Genomic DNA, 15,321 nt, shown 5'->3' on the forward strand with positions numbered 1-15,321 from the left:
AGGGGCTGGACGGGGCGCGCCAGGGGGGGGGGGGCGTCCTTGCGCCGGGGAAGGCAAAGACCCCCGGCGGGTCTCCGCCGGGGGTCGGTCTCATCCGGGTCCAGTCGGCCCGGGTGCGTTTCAGATGTGGAAGTAGAGTTCGTACTCCAGGGGGGTGGGGGCCAGGCGGGCCTGGTCGAGTTCACCCCGCTTCAGATCCAGCCAGGTCTCGATCAGGTCATCGGAAAAGACGTCGCCCTCACTCAGGAAGTCATGGTCCTCCTCCAGGGCGTTCAGGGCCTCCTCCAGGGAGCCGGGAACCTGCTTGATCTGGTCGTGCTCCTCCGGGGGCAGCTCGTAGAGGTCCTTGTCCACGGGTGCCGGGGGCTCGGTGTGGTTGAGGATGCCGTCCAGGCCGGCCATGAGCTGGGCCGAGAAGGCCAGGAAGGGGTTGCAGGAGGGGTCGGGCGCCCGGAACTCGATGCGCTTGGCGGCGGGGGAGGTGCCGGCCAGGGGGATGCGGATGGCGGCGGAACGGTTCCTGGCCGAATAGACCAGATTGACCGGGGCCTCGTAGCCGGGGACCAGCCGCTTGTAGGAGTTCATCGAGGGGTTGGTGAAGGCCAGGACCGAGGAGGCGTGCCTGATCAGTCCGCCCACATACCAGCGGGCGATGTCGGAGAGGCCGCCGTAGCCCTTCTCGTCGTAGAAGAGGGGCTTGCCATCCTTCCAGAGGGACTGGTGGCAGTGCATCCCGGTCCCGTTGTCGCCGGCGATGGGCTTGGGCATGAAGGTGGCCGCCTTGCCGGCCAGGGCCGCGGTCTCGTGGACCACGTACTTGTACTTCATCAGGTCGTCACCGGCGTGCAGGAGGGTGTTGAACCGGTAGTTGATCTCCTGCTGACCGGCTCCGCCCACCTCGTGGTGGGCACGTTCCAGGATCAGACCTACCTTCTGCAGGTTGGCGACCATGTCGTCGCGCAGGTCCTGGTAGTGGTCAATCGGGGGAACGGGGAAGTACCCTTTCTTTACGCGGTTCTTGAAGCCGATGTTCTCGGACCCGTCGTCCTCGATTTCGGCACCCGAGTTCCAGGGGGCCTCGATGGAGTCGACCTCGTAGAAGGACCGCTGCATGCTGTTCTCGAAGCGCACCTTGTCGAAGATGAAGAACTCCGCCTCGGGGGCGAAGGAGGCTGTGTCGGCGATGCCGGTCGACTTCAGGTAGGCCTCGGCCTTGGAGGCGATCTGCCTGGGGTCGCGGGAGTAGGGCTCGTCGGTCAGCGGGTCGACGATCGAGAAGGCCACATCCAGGGTCTTGTGCTTGCGGAAGGGATCCAGGTAGGCGGTTTCCGGATCAGGAATCAGCTTCATGTCCGATTCGTTGATGGCCTGGAAACCCTGGACGGAGGAGCCGTCGAAGGCCATGCCGTCCGTGAAGGCGTCCTTGAGGAACTCGCTGGCGGGAACGGTGAAGTGTTGCTGGACACCGATCAGGTCGGTGAACCTGACGGAGACGTACTCCACGCCCTCCTGATTGATCACAGCTTCACAGTCGGCCTTTGACTTCAGTTCTGTCACTGAACTGCTCCTTTCATGAAATCCGTTATGGTCATACAGTCTAAGAGACCCGAGTTTTCGCCAATCCGCAACTTAGGTTACGGGGTTGTTTCGTACCCGCGAAACGGTAACACCGGCGTGACAGCCTCTGATACGGAAAAACCCGACACTGAACACTGAGGGTCGGTGTCGGGGGTGGATGCATGGGCTCGGTCAGCGGCCGCGCATGGCCTTGCGGCTGACATGAACCTTGGTGGGGTCGATGCCCTTTGGCATGCCCAGTGCGCTCTGGCGTTTCTGGAGGGTGATCAGACGCTCGTTCAGGATCGCCAGCTCGTCGGACGTCATTCTGGCCTTCTTCCTGATGACCTCTCGCTGCAGCTTGTTCAACGGCACCTGCTTGGGGCCCTGACCGACACTGATCATATAGATGGGAATGTCGGAACCCTGGGTGATGCGTCGGATCTTCTCCTCCTCGCGCCTCATGGCCTTGGTCACCCTGGCGTAGTCGCCCTCACCAACCAGGTAGACGCCGGTACGGCCGGTGCCGCGCCAGATGGCGTCCTTGGTCTTGGCGTCGATCCAGACGGGGTCCTGGGGGAACCTGAAGCCGGCCCTGGAGATGTTGCCCAGTACCGCGGCCGCCGCACCTGGGCGGCCCTCCATCTTGGCATAGCCCACCCTGTCGGAGCGGCGGGTCAGGGTCATCGTGGCCAGGAGGAGGCCCACCATGATGCCCAGAAGGACAAAGAGGATCCAGCTCAACCAGCCGACGTGGAAGATGAAGCAGACCGTGACGGCCACCGCGGTAGGCACCAGGATGGCCACCAGGAGGAGCCAGGGCAGGGCCTTGTCCTCGGCATAGGTGAATTGGAAGATCTTTCTGATCTGGGAAATCGTGCCCTTCTTCTTTTTCGGCTTCTTGGCCCTATCCTCTTGTGCCATACCATCCTCACTTGGAAACGTTCACTGGTTGACCAGTCTACCGCATGTTCAGGGGTCGTTCGTCGGCTTTGAGCAGAGCTTCGCCTATGGCTTCGCTGAAGGTCGGATGGGGATGGATCAGAACCGCCGCCCGGTCCAGGGGGACCCGGTTGCCCACCAGCTGCTGAATTTCGGCGATGTTCTCCGAGGCCTGGGGGGAGACCACCTCCAGGCCGACAACGATCCGGGTGCCCAGATCGGAGGAGGGGCAGGCCGTGACCAGGCTCAGGGTGCCCTGGTACCCGCTCATCCGCATGCGCGAGTTGGCCTGCATGGGGTATATGGTCTCCTCGACCTGATTCAGGGTGGGGTCGTCCTGGGCCTCCTGCCTGGTGTAGCCCACCGAGGCCGCCTGGGGGGACGAATAGACCACCTGGGGGATGGTGGATTCCCTGACCGGCTCGGGGTCAAGGCCGGCCGCGGCCTCGGCCAGGGTGATGCCCTGCTGGAAGGCCCGGTGGGCCAGGTGGTGGCCCGGGGTGATATCGCCCAGGGCCCAGACGCGTTCACGGCTGGTTCTGCCCTGGGAATCGGTCAGAATCTGCCCGGATTCGTCGGTGTCGATACCCAGACCCTCCATCCAGTCCTGATCGGTCTGGGGGTCCCTGCCGATGGCGGCCAGGACCAGGTCGGTCTCCAACCGTGCCGCATCCCCTTCGCCTTGGGTGGGACCGTAGGTGACGGTCAGGGGTTTGTCGGCGCCGGAATCGGAGATTGACCTGCAGGTGGAGCCGGGGATGATGATGAAGCCCTGACGTTTCAGTTCCCGGGTCATGACCAGACCGGTCCGCCGCCCCCAGTGGGAGAGGACCCGGTCGCGACGGATCATCAAGGTGACCTCGGCACCGGCCTGGTGCCAGATGGTGGCGAATTCCAGGGCCACGTCCCCTGCACCGACCACCAGGACGCGTTTGGGGAAGGGCTTGAGCTGCAGGGCCCTGTCGGAGTCGATGACCCGGTTGCCGAAGGGGATGCCCGGCAGGGGGCGCGACCTGGAGCCCATGGCCAGGACCGTGTCGCAGGTGGTCAGTCGGCGGGTGGAACCATCGGGTGTCTCGACCGCAACAAGGCCGTCACCGACGATGGACCCCTCTCCCCGGATCAGGTCCACCTTCCGTTGGGCGAGGAGCTGGGCAAGTCCGCCGGTCATGGCTCCGACCATCTCGTCCTGGTAGGCGGCCAGGCGCTGGTAATCGATGCCCTGGGCCCGGACCCGGATGCCCATGGATGCGCCCAGGGCCGCCTGCTCCAAGACCTGTGTGGCGGTCAGGAGGGCCTTGGTCGGGATGCACCCCCGGTTCAGGCAGGTTCCGCCCGGTATGGGGTCGCGCTCGATCAGGGCCACCCGGGCCCCGAGCTCCGCAGAACGCAGGGCCGCGGAATACCCGCCTGGCCCTGACCCGATGATGATGACGTCGTACTGACGTTTGGAACTGTTCAAAGGGTCCGACGAAACGGAATCAATGCCATCTTCTGCTTGGTTCATAGTTGCCCATGCTAGTGGGGAAGGCGGTGCAGGGCCATGTGGTTTGCACACTGTGGGCACTTCCCGCCAACCCGGTCCCTTAGCCCCGGTTCCCGGAGAAATATCAAAACCGCCCGGCCCCGGTCGGGGAGGGCGGTCTGTGATTCCCCGCAATCAGCCGGTTGTGTGCCGGTCCCGTTCTACTTTGGCCAGTTGCCGCGTTTGGGTGAGGTCGGTTTGGGGACCCGCCAACGGCGTACCATCATGGCCCGCTGCCAGGCATAGCTGGCTGAACGGGACCCTCTGGCCACGGAGCGCTCCCCGAACTTCCCGATGAGTTTGGTCTTGAGCCTGCGCCACATCAGCCAGGTATCGAGGATGCCGATGATGATGTAGACGTAGATGGCGATGGTCACGATCAGGTTGATGGTGGTCGCGGTGGCCGGGCTCGTGACGGAGCTGGTGAACAAGGATATAAACATACCCACTATAAGGACCATGATGGCCGGGAAGGACCACTCGAGCAGGTTGAACCGAGCATCCACGTAATCGCGGATGTAGACCCTCCAGGGCAGGCGTTCCGCCTTGGGCATGTGGACCACGTCCCCCGTTTTCATGGCCTCGTACTGGGCGTCCTCCCTGGCCCGGATGCGTGCCTTGGCGGCCTTGCGGCTGGCCTTGCGGTCCTTGGGAACCAGAGGGCGCAGTGTCTGGGCTTCCGCCACCTTACGTTTGGGAGTCGGTCGCCCCTTGCCCTCGGTACGGTCCCGGGTCTCCCCGGTGTCTGATTCCTGGCCCTGGGCCTTCTTGTCCTTGCCTGTGAAGGGGTTCCATGTCATGCGAACAGGTTACGGTGACGCCTAGACTCATCAGCGTTTTCAGGAGGTTGGACATGACGGATCCACGGTTGGAGGAGATTGGCAGAAGGGTGGGGTCCGACTGGACCAGGATCACCGACCTGCTCAAGGACAAGATCGCCCTGGGGTCTGTCTCCGCCAAGGGCATCACCGGTGACCACATGCGCCGTTCTGCCGAATTCGTGGCCGAGGAGCTGATCAGGGTGGGCATCGAGGCCGAAGTGGTCCAATCCACCAACAGGGATGGCACCCCGGGTGCATACGAGGTGGTCGGCTCCAGGATCGTCGACCCCGAAGCCCCCACGGTCCTCCTCTACGCCCACCACGATGTTCAGCCCGTTCCCGATCCGACCGTCTGGGACACGGACCCCTTCGTCGGGGTGGAGCGCGACGACAGGCTCTACGGGCGCGGCTCGGCCGACGACGGTGGCGGCATCGCCATCCATTCCGGAGCCCTTCATGCCCTGGGCGATGACCTCAAGGTCAACATCAGGGTCTTCATCGAAGGGGAGGAGGAGATGGGGTCCCCCAGCTTCATCCCCTTCATCGAGGCCCATAGGGAGGAGTTCGACTCCGACCTGATCATCGTGGCCGATTCGGGTAACTGGTCCGACCGCATCCCCAGCCTGACCACCTCCCTGCGGGGCAACTCCGATCTGGACGTCACGGTCAAGGTCCTGGAGCACCCGGTCCATTCGGGTCAGTTCGGCGGCCCCATCCTGGATTCCAACACCCTGGCGGCCATGCTGATCGCCTCCATGTACAACGACCAGGGCGAGCTGGAGGTCCCGGGTCTCGAGGGCGGGCAACCCATCGGTGGCCTCCAACGCGACCTGGACCCCGACCAGGTGCGCAGCGACGCCGGGGTGGTGGCTTCCTACCGTCTGGCCGGCACCGGTTCCCTGGCATCCAGGCTCTGGACCAAGCCCTCGGCATCGATCATCGGGTTCGACGCCCATCCGGTCGAGGGATCCTTCAACGTCCTGGCCGACAGCACCCGCTTCCGTATCTCCCTGAGGACGGCCCCCACCCAGCGCCCAGAGGAGGCACAGAAGGCCCTGGCCGATTTCCTGCGCTCGCATGCCCCCCTGGGTGCCCAGGTCGAGGTTTCCTACGGGGAGAACGGGATGGGATGGGCCATGGATCCGGACAGCCGTGTGGTCCGGGATGCCGAGGAGTCCATGCGCCAGGCCTTCGGATGCGATCCGGTCAACAAGGGGGAGGGTGGTTCCATCCCCTTCATTCCCGAACTCAAACGTCTCTTCCCCCGGGCCCAGGTCCTGGTCACCGGCCCGGAGGACCCCCAGGCCAATGCCCACAGTCCCAACGAGTCCATATCCCTCTACGGTCTCGAGCGCAATGTCATCGCCGAAGCCCTCCTCCTGGACCGCCTGGGGGCTTGACCAAGGCAGGTCCTAGGATGGCTGATGACACGGGGGCCGCATGCCGCAAAGCAGCGTGTGGCTGAGAGGAGGCTCAGCCTCAACCGGACGAACGTTTACCGGGCAATGCCGGCGCACGGATGTCACTCGGCCCGTGCCTGAACAGGACGCACACCCACGGGTGTGCCTACGGAAAGGCACAGATCATGAATCAGCAACAAACCCCAACCAAGGGTACCGAAGGCAGGACCGACGGGGCTCAGGGGACCATTCGCATCCATCATTCCAACCGCTGGCGGGTGGTCGACATCGCCGTGGCATCGGTCATCGGCGTGGCCAGCGCGGTCATCTACTGGGTGGTGGCCATCGTCACCACGGTGCCCTGGTCCCTCCTGGACGGGATCATCCCAGGCCTGGCCGGCATCCTCAACGGGCTCTATCTCTTCGCCGCCCCCCTGGCCATCGTCATTGTGCGTCGCCCCGGGGCGGCCATCTATGCCGAGGTGGTCGCCGCTGTCCTGGAGTCCCTCCTGGGCAGCCAGTGGGTCCCTGTCGAGGTCTTCCTGATCGGCCTCCTCCAGGGCGCCATGGCCGAGCTGGTCTTTGCCCTCTGTCGGTACCGCCGCTGGAACCTGCCCACGGTCACCCTGTCGGGGATGGCCGCCGGTTTCGGCTGCTGGCTCTACACCTTCTGCACCCACCTCCAGGCCATCAGCCCGGCCGGCCCCTATGGACTGGTTTATCTGGTGACCACCATGATCTCCGGCGCCCTCCTGGCAGGCGTCCTGGTCTGGTACCTCTACCTGGCCATCGCCCGGACCGGTGCCCTTGACCGGTTCGAGTCCGGACGCCTCCCCAGGGCGGGCAAGGAAGAAGGAACCGTCGAGTGACACAAACCGACCCAGCACCATATGGGAATGATTCGGACCTGACCAGGCCGGCCGGGCTGGACCTGGTCCACTGGGGGTACCGTCATGCCTATCGGAGCCACTTCGCGGTCCGTGACCTCTCCCTGACCATTCCCGCCGGGCAACGGGTCCTCCTGCTGGGTGCCTCGGGCATCGGCAAGTCGACGATCCTGGAAGGCATCGCGGGGCTCCTTGGGGAACAGATGGGTGCCCAGGGGCTGGACGTCCCCGAGGGCCAGAACGAGCAGATCGTCGAAGTGGAGGACGCCGACGGCGGGGTGACCCAGGGAAGGATACTGATTGACGGCCACCCTGCCGGCGGGGTCGGTGGCCGGGTGGGCCTGGTCATGCAGGACCCTGATGCCCAGGCGATCTTCCAGAGGCTCGGCGATAACGTCGCCTTCGGGCCGGAGAACATGGGGGTCCCCAGGGAGGAGATCTGGCAACGTGTCCGCGAGTCCTTACGGGCAGTGGGTCTGCAGGACCTGCAGCTGACCCGGTCCACCATGCATCTGAGCGGAGGTCAGATGCAGCGCCTGGCCCTGGCCGGAGCCCTGGCCATGGAGCCGGGCCTGCTTCTCCTGGACGAACCGACCGCCAACCTGGATCCGGACGGGGTGCGGCAAATCGTCGGAGCGGTCCGTGAGGTCCTTGATCGACGTGATTCCACGATGGTCCTGGTGGAGCACCGGGCACAGCCCTGGATGGACATGATCGACAGGGTCATCGTCCTGGGTCTGGGGCCTGTGGAATCCGACCAGGGCCGGACAGGGAAGCGCGATTTCCGCCGGACCGTCATCATGGCCGATGGCACCCCGGACCAGGTCTTCTCCGACCGGGATCTGGATCTGGCGTCCCTGGGCATCTGGGTGCCCGACCCCTACAAGGGTGCCGCGGATCAGGTAGGACCGATCTCCCCGCATGCCCGGTCGGGTGGTGGCCCTGGTTCCGGCCTTGGCGATCCGATCCTGGAGACGGATGAACTGTCCGTCGGTCGTGATGGCAGATCCATCGCCTCCGGTATCAACCTGACTTTCCGCCAGGGAGAGGTGACGGCCCTGGTCGGGGCCAATGGGGCCGGCAAGTCCACCCTGGCCATGACCCTGGCCGGCCTGATGGACCCCCTTGCCGGTCGGGTCGTCGCCTCCGACAGGTTGATCCGGGACGATGGCGATGCCCGGTCTGTAGCCGGTGGGGCTGATCCATACGCCTGGAAGTCCACCGATCTGGCCTCCCGCATCTCCTACGTCTTCCAGAACCCGGAACACCAGTTCGCCCGGGGTTCCGTCCTCGGGGAGGTCATGCTGGCCCCGCTCAGAACCGGGATGACCCAGGACCAGGCCAGGGAGCGGGCCAGAAACCTCCTGACCAGGTTCAACCTGATCCAGTACGCCAATGCCAACCCCTACACCTTGTCCGGTGGGGAGAAGCGCAGGCTGACCGTGGCCGCCGCCCTGGCCGCCGCACCCCGGGTCCTGATCCTGGACGAGCCGACCTTCGGCCAGGACAGGACCACCTGGACCAGCATGGCCCAACTGATCGACTCCCTTCGGGCGGATGGCATCTGCATCATCGTGGTCACCCACGATATGGATCTGGTCAAGGCCCTGGATGCCCGCCTTGTGTATCTCATCCCCGATCGTCCAGGAGCGGGGAAGGTCTCTGGTGGCCCGGTGCAGTCACCGGATGGTCCTGACGGGTCCCGGCCGGTACTCCTGCCCGTTGCCGCCATGGATCAGCGTGACGAGCCGCCCAGGCGGTCAAGCAGATCGGCCTACATCGCCTCCATCAACCCGGCCTTCCGCCTGATCGGGGCCTTCCTGACCGCCTTGCCCCTCCTGATCAGCCTGGACTGGGTGTCCGCCACGGTGGCCCTGGTCCTGGAACTGTTCCTCCTTATGGCTGCCGGGTTCACCCCCTTGAGGATCGTCAGATCCGCCTGGCCCATCTTCCTGGGTGCCCCGGGTTCGGCCCTGGCCATCATCCTCTATGGAAAGGCCGGCGGAGCCACCTACTGGCAGTGGGGGATGATCCATGTCACCCAGCGTTCCCTGGACCTGGCCCTGGCCACGGCCCTGCGCATCCTGGCCATAGGGATCCCAGCCATCATCACGGTTCTGGGCATTGACGCGACCGACCTGGCCGATGCCTTCAGCCAGGTCCTCCACCTGCCGGAGCGGTTTGTGTATGGAGGGCTGGCCGGATTGAGGCTTTTCTCGGTCCTCAGGGACGACTGGTCCGCCCTTTCGGCCTCAAGGAGGAGCAGGGGTCTGGGAGATGAGAACAGGTTCAAGGCCTTCTTCCCCCAGGCCTTCGCCCTCCTGGTACTCTCGATCAGGCGCTCGACCACCCTGGCCACGGCCATGGAGGCCAGAGGGTTCGGTGGCACCGAGGAACGCACCCATGCCAGGGTGTCCGATGTGGGTCCACGGGATTATGTCTATCTCCTGATCTGCCTGGCCGTACCCGTGGCGGCCCTGGCCACCGCCGCTCTGACCGGCAGGATTTCATACTTCGGTAATTGACCGGCCCGGGACGTTGGGCTCCAAGTGGTTGGTCCGGCACACGGAAGAGGCCCGGATACCGCATCCACCTGCCACTTGTCAGTGGTTTGACGGATAGGTATCCGGGCCTCTTCCCGGTAAGCTCCCAGGCACGAGGACTGCTCGGGCGGACAGTGGTTACTTGACCAGGGTGGTGTTCAGGTTGCGGACCTCGTCGAAGCGCTTGGAGGCGTCCTCCCAGTTGACGATGTGCCACCAGGCCTTGACGTAGTCGGCCCTGACGTTCAGGTAATCCAGGTAGTAGGCATGCTCCCAAAGATCCAGAAGAACCAGCGGGAAGATGGTGACGGGCAGGTTGCCCTGGTGGTCGTACATCTGCAGGGTGACCAGGCGCTCACCCAGGGAGTCCCAGGCCAGGACGGCCCAACCGGAGCCCTGGATGCCGGCGCACATGGACTCGAAGTACTTCTTGAAGCCCTCGAAGGAACCGAACTGGTCCTCGATGGCGGCCTTGAGTTCGCCGGTTGGTTCCTGGCCGATGGAGGGGGCCATGTTCTTCCAGAAGATGGTGTGGTTCTTGTGGCCGGCCAGGTTGAAGGCCAGGTTCTTTTCCAGAAGGTTGGACTGGGCCACGTCGCCGGACTCGGCCGCATCATGGATCTGCTCCAGGGCCTGGTTGGCGCCGTTCACATAGGCCTGATGGTGCTTGTCGTGGTGGAGCTCCATGATCTTGCCTGAGACGTAGGGCTCGAGGGCCGAGTAGTCATAGGGCAGATCGGGAAGTGTGTATACGGGCATGGTGTCTCCTAACATTGCCTCCGCCGGGCATCAGCCCCTGATGGAAAGACCCGGTCGTCAGGCTTGGAATACCAAGTCGATTTGGCTTGTCCACCAAGCTTATCCCCGGGAAGTCCGGGAACCAAGGCCTTCGCGAGGTCAGTTCAGTGAACTTGCTTACAGAGGGCTAGAGTGGTGGGCATGCCCCTGACAGAAACCGTGATGGACAATCCGCGCTCGCAACGTATACGCCGCCTTGCCGAATTGAAGGAAAGGCGGGTCCGGCAGCGCCATGAACGCTTCCTGATCGAAGGGCCTCAGAGCGTCAGGGAGGCTGTGGCTTGCCGACCGGACCTGATCACCGACCTCTACGTCCAGGCTGGGGAGGGACCCCAGCCGAGCGGCACTAGATTCCTGAACCCCGTAGTGTCGGTTATCGCCGAGAGCGCCCTGGCCCACGACCATATCTATGTCCACCCGGTCACGGCCAGGGTCATGAAGGCCATCAGCACGGATGCCCAGGGAATCGTCGCCCAGGGAGATACCCGCGCGATGATGGTGGATCCCTCCGACCTGTGGACCGGGCATGACGGGCCGGCGGATTCCGGTGACCGCCAGTGCCGTGGGGGAGAGGGTATGATCGCCGCCTTCTGGCAGGTGCGTGACCCGGGCAATGCCGGTACGGTCATCAGAACGGCTGATGCCGCAGGCTGCAGGGCCCTGGTCCTGGTGGACGACTGCGTGGACCCCCTCAATCCCAAGGTCCTACGGTCCACCGCAGGCTCGGCCTTCCACATACCGATCCTGGCCATGGGTACTGAAGCCTTCCTGGACTGGGCGCACAGGCTGGGGTATGGAATCATGGCCGCCGATGTCCATGGGACACCGGAACGCAGGCCGACCAGTCTGCCGGATTACCTGGACCGGTCGGGTGCCCGGGGCGACCCGACGGGGCCCGATGACCAGACCGAACATCCCGGCCGGGATATGGTGGCCCTCTTCGGGAACGAGGCACGTGGCCTGCCCGCCGATCTCCTGGAGCAGGTGGATTCCATCGTCTCCATACCCATTTACGGCCGGGCAGAATCACTCAACCTGGCCACCTCGGCCGCGGTCCTGCTCTATGGACTGGCCATGTCTAGTCGTATTGAAAGAATATAAAGGCTGTAAAGACCGATATAACGCTGTTTTCAGGCTCTTACAAGATGGAAAGGTCCCAAGGTGGCAGAGGTAGAGTTCGACCCCGCAGCAGTGACCGATGAGGTCAGCGAGGGTATTGGGGAAATACGGGAAGCCTCCGATCTGGAGGAGCTGAAGGCGCTCAAGTCGCGGTACTCGGGTGCAGGATCCGCCATGGCCAGGGCCAGCAGGGCCATCGGGTCCCTGTCTGCCGACCGGAAGAAGACGGCCGGTCAGCTTATAGGGAAGCTCAGGGCCGACTTCGGCCGGGCCTATGGCCTCAAGGAGGGCCAGCTGCAGCAGGAGGAGGAGGACCGTCGTCTGCGTGCCGAGCGGGTCGACATGACCCTCCCCGTCGACCGCAAGCCCCAGGGTGCCCGTCACCCCCTGACCAGGCTCATGGAGGACGTCGAGGACTTCTTCGTCTCCATGGGTTGGCGCATCGCCCAGGGCCCCGAGCTGGAGGCGGAGTGGTACAACTTCGATGCCCTGAACTTCGGTCCCGACCACCCTGCCCGCCAGATGCAGGACACCTTCTACGTCAAGGGGAACCAGGCCAGGGACGCCGCCGGCTTCGTCGGGTCCAACATGGTCATGCGCACCCACACCTCGCCCGACCAGGCACGCTCCCTGATCACCCGTGGCGTGCCCCTCTACGTGGCCTGTACGGGCCGGGTCTTCCGCACCGACGAGCTGGATGCCACCCACACGCCCGTCTTCCACCAGTGCGAGGCCATCGCCGTCGACGAACACCTGACCATGGCCGACCTCAAGGGCGTCCTGGACAAGCTGGCCGCAGCCATGTTCGGCCCCGAGGCCAGGACCAGGCTGCGTCCCTCATACTTCCCCTTCACCGAACCCAGTGCCGAGATGGACCTCTGGTTTCCCGACAGGAAGGGCGGCCCGGGATGGATCGAATGGGGCGGTTGCGGCATGGTCAACCCCAACGTCCTGCGTTCGGCCGGTGTGGATCCCGACAAGTACTCGGGGTTCGCCTTCGGGGTGGGGATGGAGAGGACCCTCCTGCTCCGCCACGACATCAACGACATGCACGACCTGGTCGAGGGCGACGTGCGGTTCAGCCAGCAGTTCGAGATGGGGGAGTGATCCGATATGCCGATGGTAGATATTGACTGGCTCAAGGAACATGTCGAGGTCCCCGGGGACCTGACATATCCGCAACTGGCCAAGGACCTGGTCCGGGTCGGTCTCGAGGAGGAGGAGATCCACCAATCCACGGTGACCGGCCCCATCGTGGTCGGCTACGTGGTCGATGCCCTTCCCGAGCCCCAGAAGAACGGCAAGGTCATCAACTGGTGCCATGTCGATGTGGGCGATGCCTACAATGCCGTGGATGATGACGGGAAGAAGGTGCCCCGGGGAATCGTCTGCGGCGCCCCCAACATGGCCGCCGGGGAGAAGGTCGTCGTGACCCTGCCCGGTGCCGTCCTTCCTGGAGACTTCAAAATCGAACCCAGGAAGACCTACGGCCACTTATCGGACGGCATGTGCGCCTCCGAGCGTGAACTGGGCCTGGGTTCGGACCACAACGGGATCATCCTCCTGCGGCAGTACGGGTTCACCGACCAGGAGTACGAGGCCCTCAAGCCCGGTGACGATGCCATGGCCCTCCTCCACATGGACAACCCCGTCCTGGAAATCAACATCACCCCGGACAGGGGCTATGCCTTCTCCTATCGTGGCGTGGCCCGGGAGTTCCACCATTCGACCGGGGCGGCATACACGGATCCGGTCATGGAACTGAACAAGGCCCTGCCCCAGGCGGCCGACCGGAGCGACCAGGCCCCGATCGAGGTGCGGATCGAAGACGACAACCCCATCCACGGGGTGCCGGGTTGCGACCGCTACTACGTCAGGTCTGTCCAGGGCTACCAGCCTGGTTCCGCAACGCCTTCATGGATGCGTCGGCGGCTGACCAGGGCCGGGATGCGTTCCATCTCCCTGCCCGTTGATGTGACCAACTACGTCATGCTGGACCTGGGCCAGCCCCTGCACGCCTATGATGCCGACAAGATCGAAGGGCCCATCGTGGTCCGCAGGGCCAGGCAGGGCGAGCGCCTGACCACCCTGGACGGCAAGGACCGGGAGCTGAGCACCGAAGACCTCCTGATCACGGATTCCCCCAAGGGGGAGGCCGGTTCCCGCATCCTCGGCCTGGCCGGGGTCATGGGCGGTCTCTACGGGGAGGTGACCGACCAGACTCGGAACATCCTGATCGAGTCGGCCCACTTCGACCAGGTCACCATCGCCCGTTCGGCCCGTCGTCATAAGCTGCCCTCCGAGGCATCCAAGCGGTTCGAACGCGGGGTCGACCCTCAGATGCAGCCGGCGGCAGCCCAGATGGCGGCCCGGCTCCTTCAGGAGTTCGGTGGGGCCAGGATCGACGCCACCCCCTTGGACCTGGACCGGACCACCCCCATGCCCACCATTGATTTCAAACCCTCCGAGGTTGCCCGACTGACCGATCTTGATACCGACCGCGACCGTATCGTCGCCATCCTGGAGGATATCGGCTGCGAGGTGGATTCGGGAGCCGGACAGGTCCTGAGCGTCAGGCCCCCATCCTGGAGACCCGACCTGGGAGAGGCATGCGACCTGGTTGAAGAGGTGGCCCGCCTGGTGGGGTACGACCGCATTCCGATCAACATCCCCTCGGCCAAGGTCACCGGCGAGGTTGGGCTGACCGATCGTCAGCTTCGCAAGCGTTGGGTGGCCGACACCCTGGCCGAGTACGGTCTGACGGAGGTTCTGGACTATCCCTTCGTGGGTCGGCAGGATCTGACGGCCTTCGGCTACGATCCCGACCAGGAGGAGGCGGTCAGTGTGGAGCTGGCCAACCCCATGGCCGCCGACCGGCCCTTCCTGCGGCGGGTCCTCATGCTTCCCCTGGCCAATACCGTGGCCCGGAACCTGCGACGGGGCAACACCAACGTCTCCCTCTACGAGATCGGGTACATCTTCGTCCGCGACCCCAAGGCGCCGGCCGTTCCGACCCTGTCTGGCGGTACCCGTCCCAGCGACGAGCAACTGGCCCAGTTGGACGCCGGCCTGCCCGAACAGCGGCTGCATGTGGCCGCCCTCCTGACCGGCCTGGCCCAGGATGACGGCTGGCTCAAGGACCACCGTCCCGTGGACTGGACCGACGCGGTCGAATCCGCCCGGCGGGTTCTGGACCGCGTTGGTGCCCACTATCGCCTGGAGCAGCCCGAGGCCGACCAGGTCCCGGCCCAGTGGCATCCGGGCCGTACCGCCCAGGTGGTTCTGGATGACGGGACTCCGGTCGGCATGGTGGGTGAACTCCACCCCCGTGTCATCGCTGAACTGGGTTTCCCCGAGCATTCATCCGCCTTTGAGCTGGATCTGGATGGGATCTTCGACCATCTGGACTTCAGTCCCCTCCAGGCCAAGCCCATCTCGACCTTCCCGCCCGTCCGCCAGGACCTGGCCTTCACGGTCCCCGTCTCGGTCACGGCCGATCAGCTGGCTTCCGCCATCAGAGAAGCCGCAGGGACTAGTCTTGAGTCCATTGAACTCTTCGATGTTTTCACCGGCGAACAGATCGGTCAGGACGCCAAGTCCCTGGCCTTCGCGGTCACCTTCAGGGCCCCCGACAGGACCCTGACCTCTGAAGACAGCGAGGCGCTGAGGTCCGCCATCGTGGAGAAGGCCTCCGGGTTGGGAGCGCAGCTGCGCGCTTGAGCCGAACAC

The 15,321-nt window shown here is 64.7% G+C and carries 11 protein-coding genes and 1 riboswitch; of the genes, 6 read left to right on the forward strand and 5 right to left on the reverse strand.

All coding sequences use genetic code 11. From position 1 onward, the window contains the following. Nucleotides 1–120: 120 nt before the first annotated feature. The 4 genes from glnA to Q0K62_RS04230 all read right to left on the reverse strand — a co-directional run bounded on the left by glnA (nt 121) and on the right by Q0K62_RS04230 (nt 4,824). Nucleotides 121–1,557 carry a type I glutamate--ammonia ligase gene (gene glnA, locus Q0K62_RS04215; RefSeq protein WP_297316733.1) on the reverse strand — a complete coding sequence of 479 codons (1,437 nt, stop codon included), beginning with the start codon at nt 1,555–1,557 and terminating at the stop codon, nt 121–123. A gap of 192 nt (nt 1,558–1,749) precedes the next feature. Further along, nucleotides 1,750–2,481: a DUF4191 domain-containing protein gene (locus Q0K62_RS04220; RefSeq protein WP_297316734.1), complete on the reverse strand. Its 732-nt coding sequence runs from the start codon at nt 2,479–2,481 to the stop codon at nt 1,750–1,752. A 37-nt stretch (nt 2,482–2,518) separates the two neighbouring features. Continuing rightward, nucleotides 2,519–4,006 carry an FAD-dependent oxidoreductase gene (locus tag Q0K62_RS04225; RefSeq protein ID WP_297316735.1) on the reverse strand — a complete coding sequence of 496 codons (1,488 nt, stop codon included), beginning with the start codon at nt 4,004–4,006 and terminating at the stop codon, nt 2,519–2,521. Between the two features lie 179 nt (nt 4,007–4,185). Beyond that, nucleotides 4,186–4,824 carry a DUF3043 domain-containing protein gene (locus Q0K62_RS04230; RefSeq protein ID WP_297316736.1) on the reverse strand — a complete coding sequence of 213 codons (639 nt, stop codon included), beginning with the start codon at nt 4,822–4,824 and terminating at the stop codon, nt 4,186–4,188. A 53-nt stretch (nt 4,825–4,877) separates the two neighbouring features. Here Q0K62_RS04230 and Q0K62_RS04235 point away from each other — a divergent pair, with 53 nt between their 5' ends. From Q0K62_RS04235 to Q0K62_RS04245, 3 genes are all read left to right on the forward strand, one after another. Continuing rightward, a complete protein-coding gene (locus Q0K62_RS04235; RefSeq protein WP_297316737.1) occupies nt 4,878–6,245 on the forward strand; it encodes a dipeptidase in 1,368 nt (455 codons plus the stop codon). Nucleotides 6,246–6,265: 20 nt separating this feature from the next. Continuing rightward, a riboswitch (TPP riboswitch) is annotated at nt 6,266–6,382 on the forward strand. A gap of 48 nt (nt 6,383–6,430) precedes the next feature. Beyond that, on the forward strand, nt 6,431–7,114 hold the full coding sequence (locus Q0K62_RS04240) for an ECF transporter S component (protein ID WP_297316738.1): 684 nt from the start codon (nt 6,431–6,433) through the stop codon (nt 7,112–7,114). Between the two features lie 38 nt (nt 7,115–7,152). Next, nucleotides 7,153–9,657, forward strand: coding sequence for an ATP-binding cassette domain-containing protein (locus Q0K62_RS04245; protein ID WP_297316766.1), 2,505 nt, complete (start codon nt 7,153–7,155; stop codon nt 9,655–9,657). Nucleotides 9,658–9,813: 156 nt separating this feature from the next. Here the strand turns inward: Q0K62_RS04245 and Q0K62_RS04250 are convergent, their stop codons facing one another. Next, nucleotides 9,814–10,434 (reverse strand): superoxide dismutase, encoded by a 621-nt coding sequence (locus Q0K62_RS04250; RefSeq protein WP_297316739.1) that lies wholly within the window; start codon nt 10,432–10,434, stop codon nt 9,814–9,816. Between the two features lie 180 nt (nt 10,435–10,614). On the opposite strand from Q0K62_RS04250, the gene Q0K62_RS04255 reads away from it, so the two are divergent. The 3 genes from Q0K62_RS04255 to pheT are packed head-to-tail and all read left to right on the forward strand — an operon-like array spanning nt 10,615 to nt 15,312. Next, nucleotides 10,615–11,574: an RNA methyltransferase gene (locus Q0K62_RS04255; protein ID WP_297316740.1), complete on the forward strand. Its 960-nt coding sequence runs from the start codon at nt 10,615–10,617 to the stop codon at nt 11,572–11,574. Between the two features lie 60 nt (nt 11,575–11,634). Next, the gene (pheS, locus tag Q0K62_RS04260; protein ID WP_297316741.1) at nt 11,635–12,699 is read left to right on the forward strand and encodes a phenylalanine--tRNA ligase subunit alpha; all 1,065 of its coding nucleotides are present in this window, start codon (nt 11,635–11,637) and stop codon (nt 12,697–12,699) included. 6 nt (nt 12,700–12,705) lie between these two features. Beyond that, a complete protein-coding gene (pheT, locus tag Q0K62_RS04265; RefSeq protein ID WP_297316742.1) occupies nt 12,706–15,312 on the forward strand; it encodes a phenylalanine--tRNA ligase subunit beta in 2,607 nt (868 codons plus the stop codon). Nucleotides 15,313–15,321 lie beyond the last annotated feature (9 nt).

This window comes from uncultured Bifidobacterium sp. (genome assembly GCF_945269915.1).
GTDB classification, from domain to species: domain Bacteria; phylum Actinomycetota; class Actinomycetes; order Actinomycetales; family Bifidobacteriaceae; genus Bombiscardovia; species Bombiscardovia indica.

Coding starts and splice junctions, on each gene's coding strand:
- Q0K62_RS04220 (WP_297316734.1), bottom strand. CDS start 2,481: ATGGCACAAGAGGATAGGGCCAAGAAGCCGAAAAAGAAGAAGGGCACG.
- Q0K62_RS04225 (WP_297316735.1), bottom strand. CDS start 4,006: ATGAACCAAGCAGAAGATGGCATTGATTCCGTTTCGTCGGACCCTTTG.
- Q0K62_RS04230 (WP_297316736.1), bottom strand. CDS start 4,824: ATGACATGGAACCCCTTCACAGGCAAGGACAAGAAGGCCCAGGGCCAG.
- Q0K62_RS04235 (WP_297316737.1), top strand. CDS start 4,878: ATGACGGATCCACGGTTGGAGGAGATTGGCAGAAGGGTGGGGTCCGAC.
- Q0K62_RS04240 (WP_297316738.1), top strand. CDS start 6,431: ATGAATCAGCAACAAACCCCAACCAAGGGTACCGAAGGCAGGACCGAC.
- Q0K62_RS04250 (WP_297316739.1), bottom strand. CDS start 10,434: ATGCCCGTATACACACTTCCCGATCTGCCCTATGACTACTCGGCCCTC.
- Q0K62_RS04255 (WP_297316740.1), top strand. CDS start 10,615: ATGCCCCTGACAGAAACCGTGATGGACAATCCGCGCTCGCAACGTATA.
- pheT (WP_297316742.1), top strand. CDS start 12,706: ATGCCGATGGTAGATATTGACTGGCTCAAGGAACATGTCGAGGTCCCC.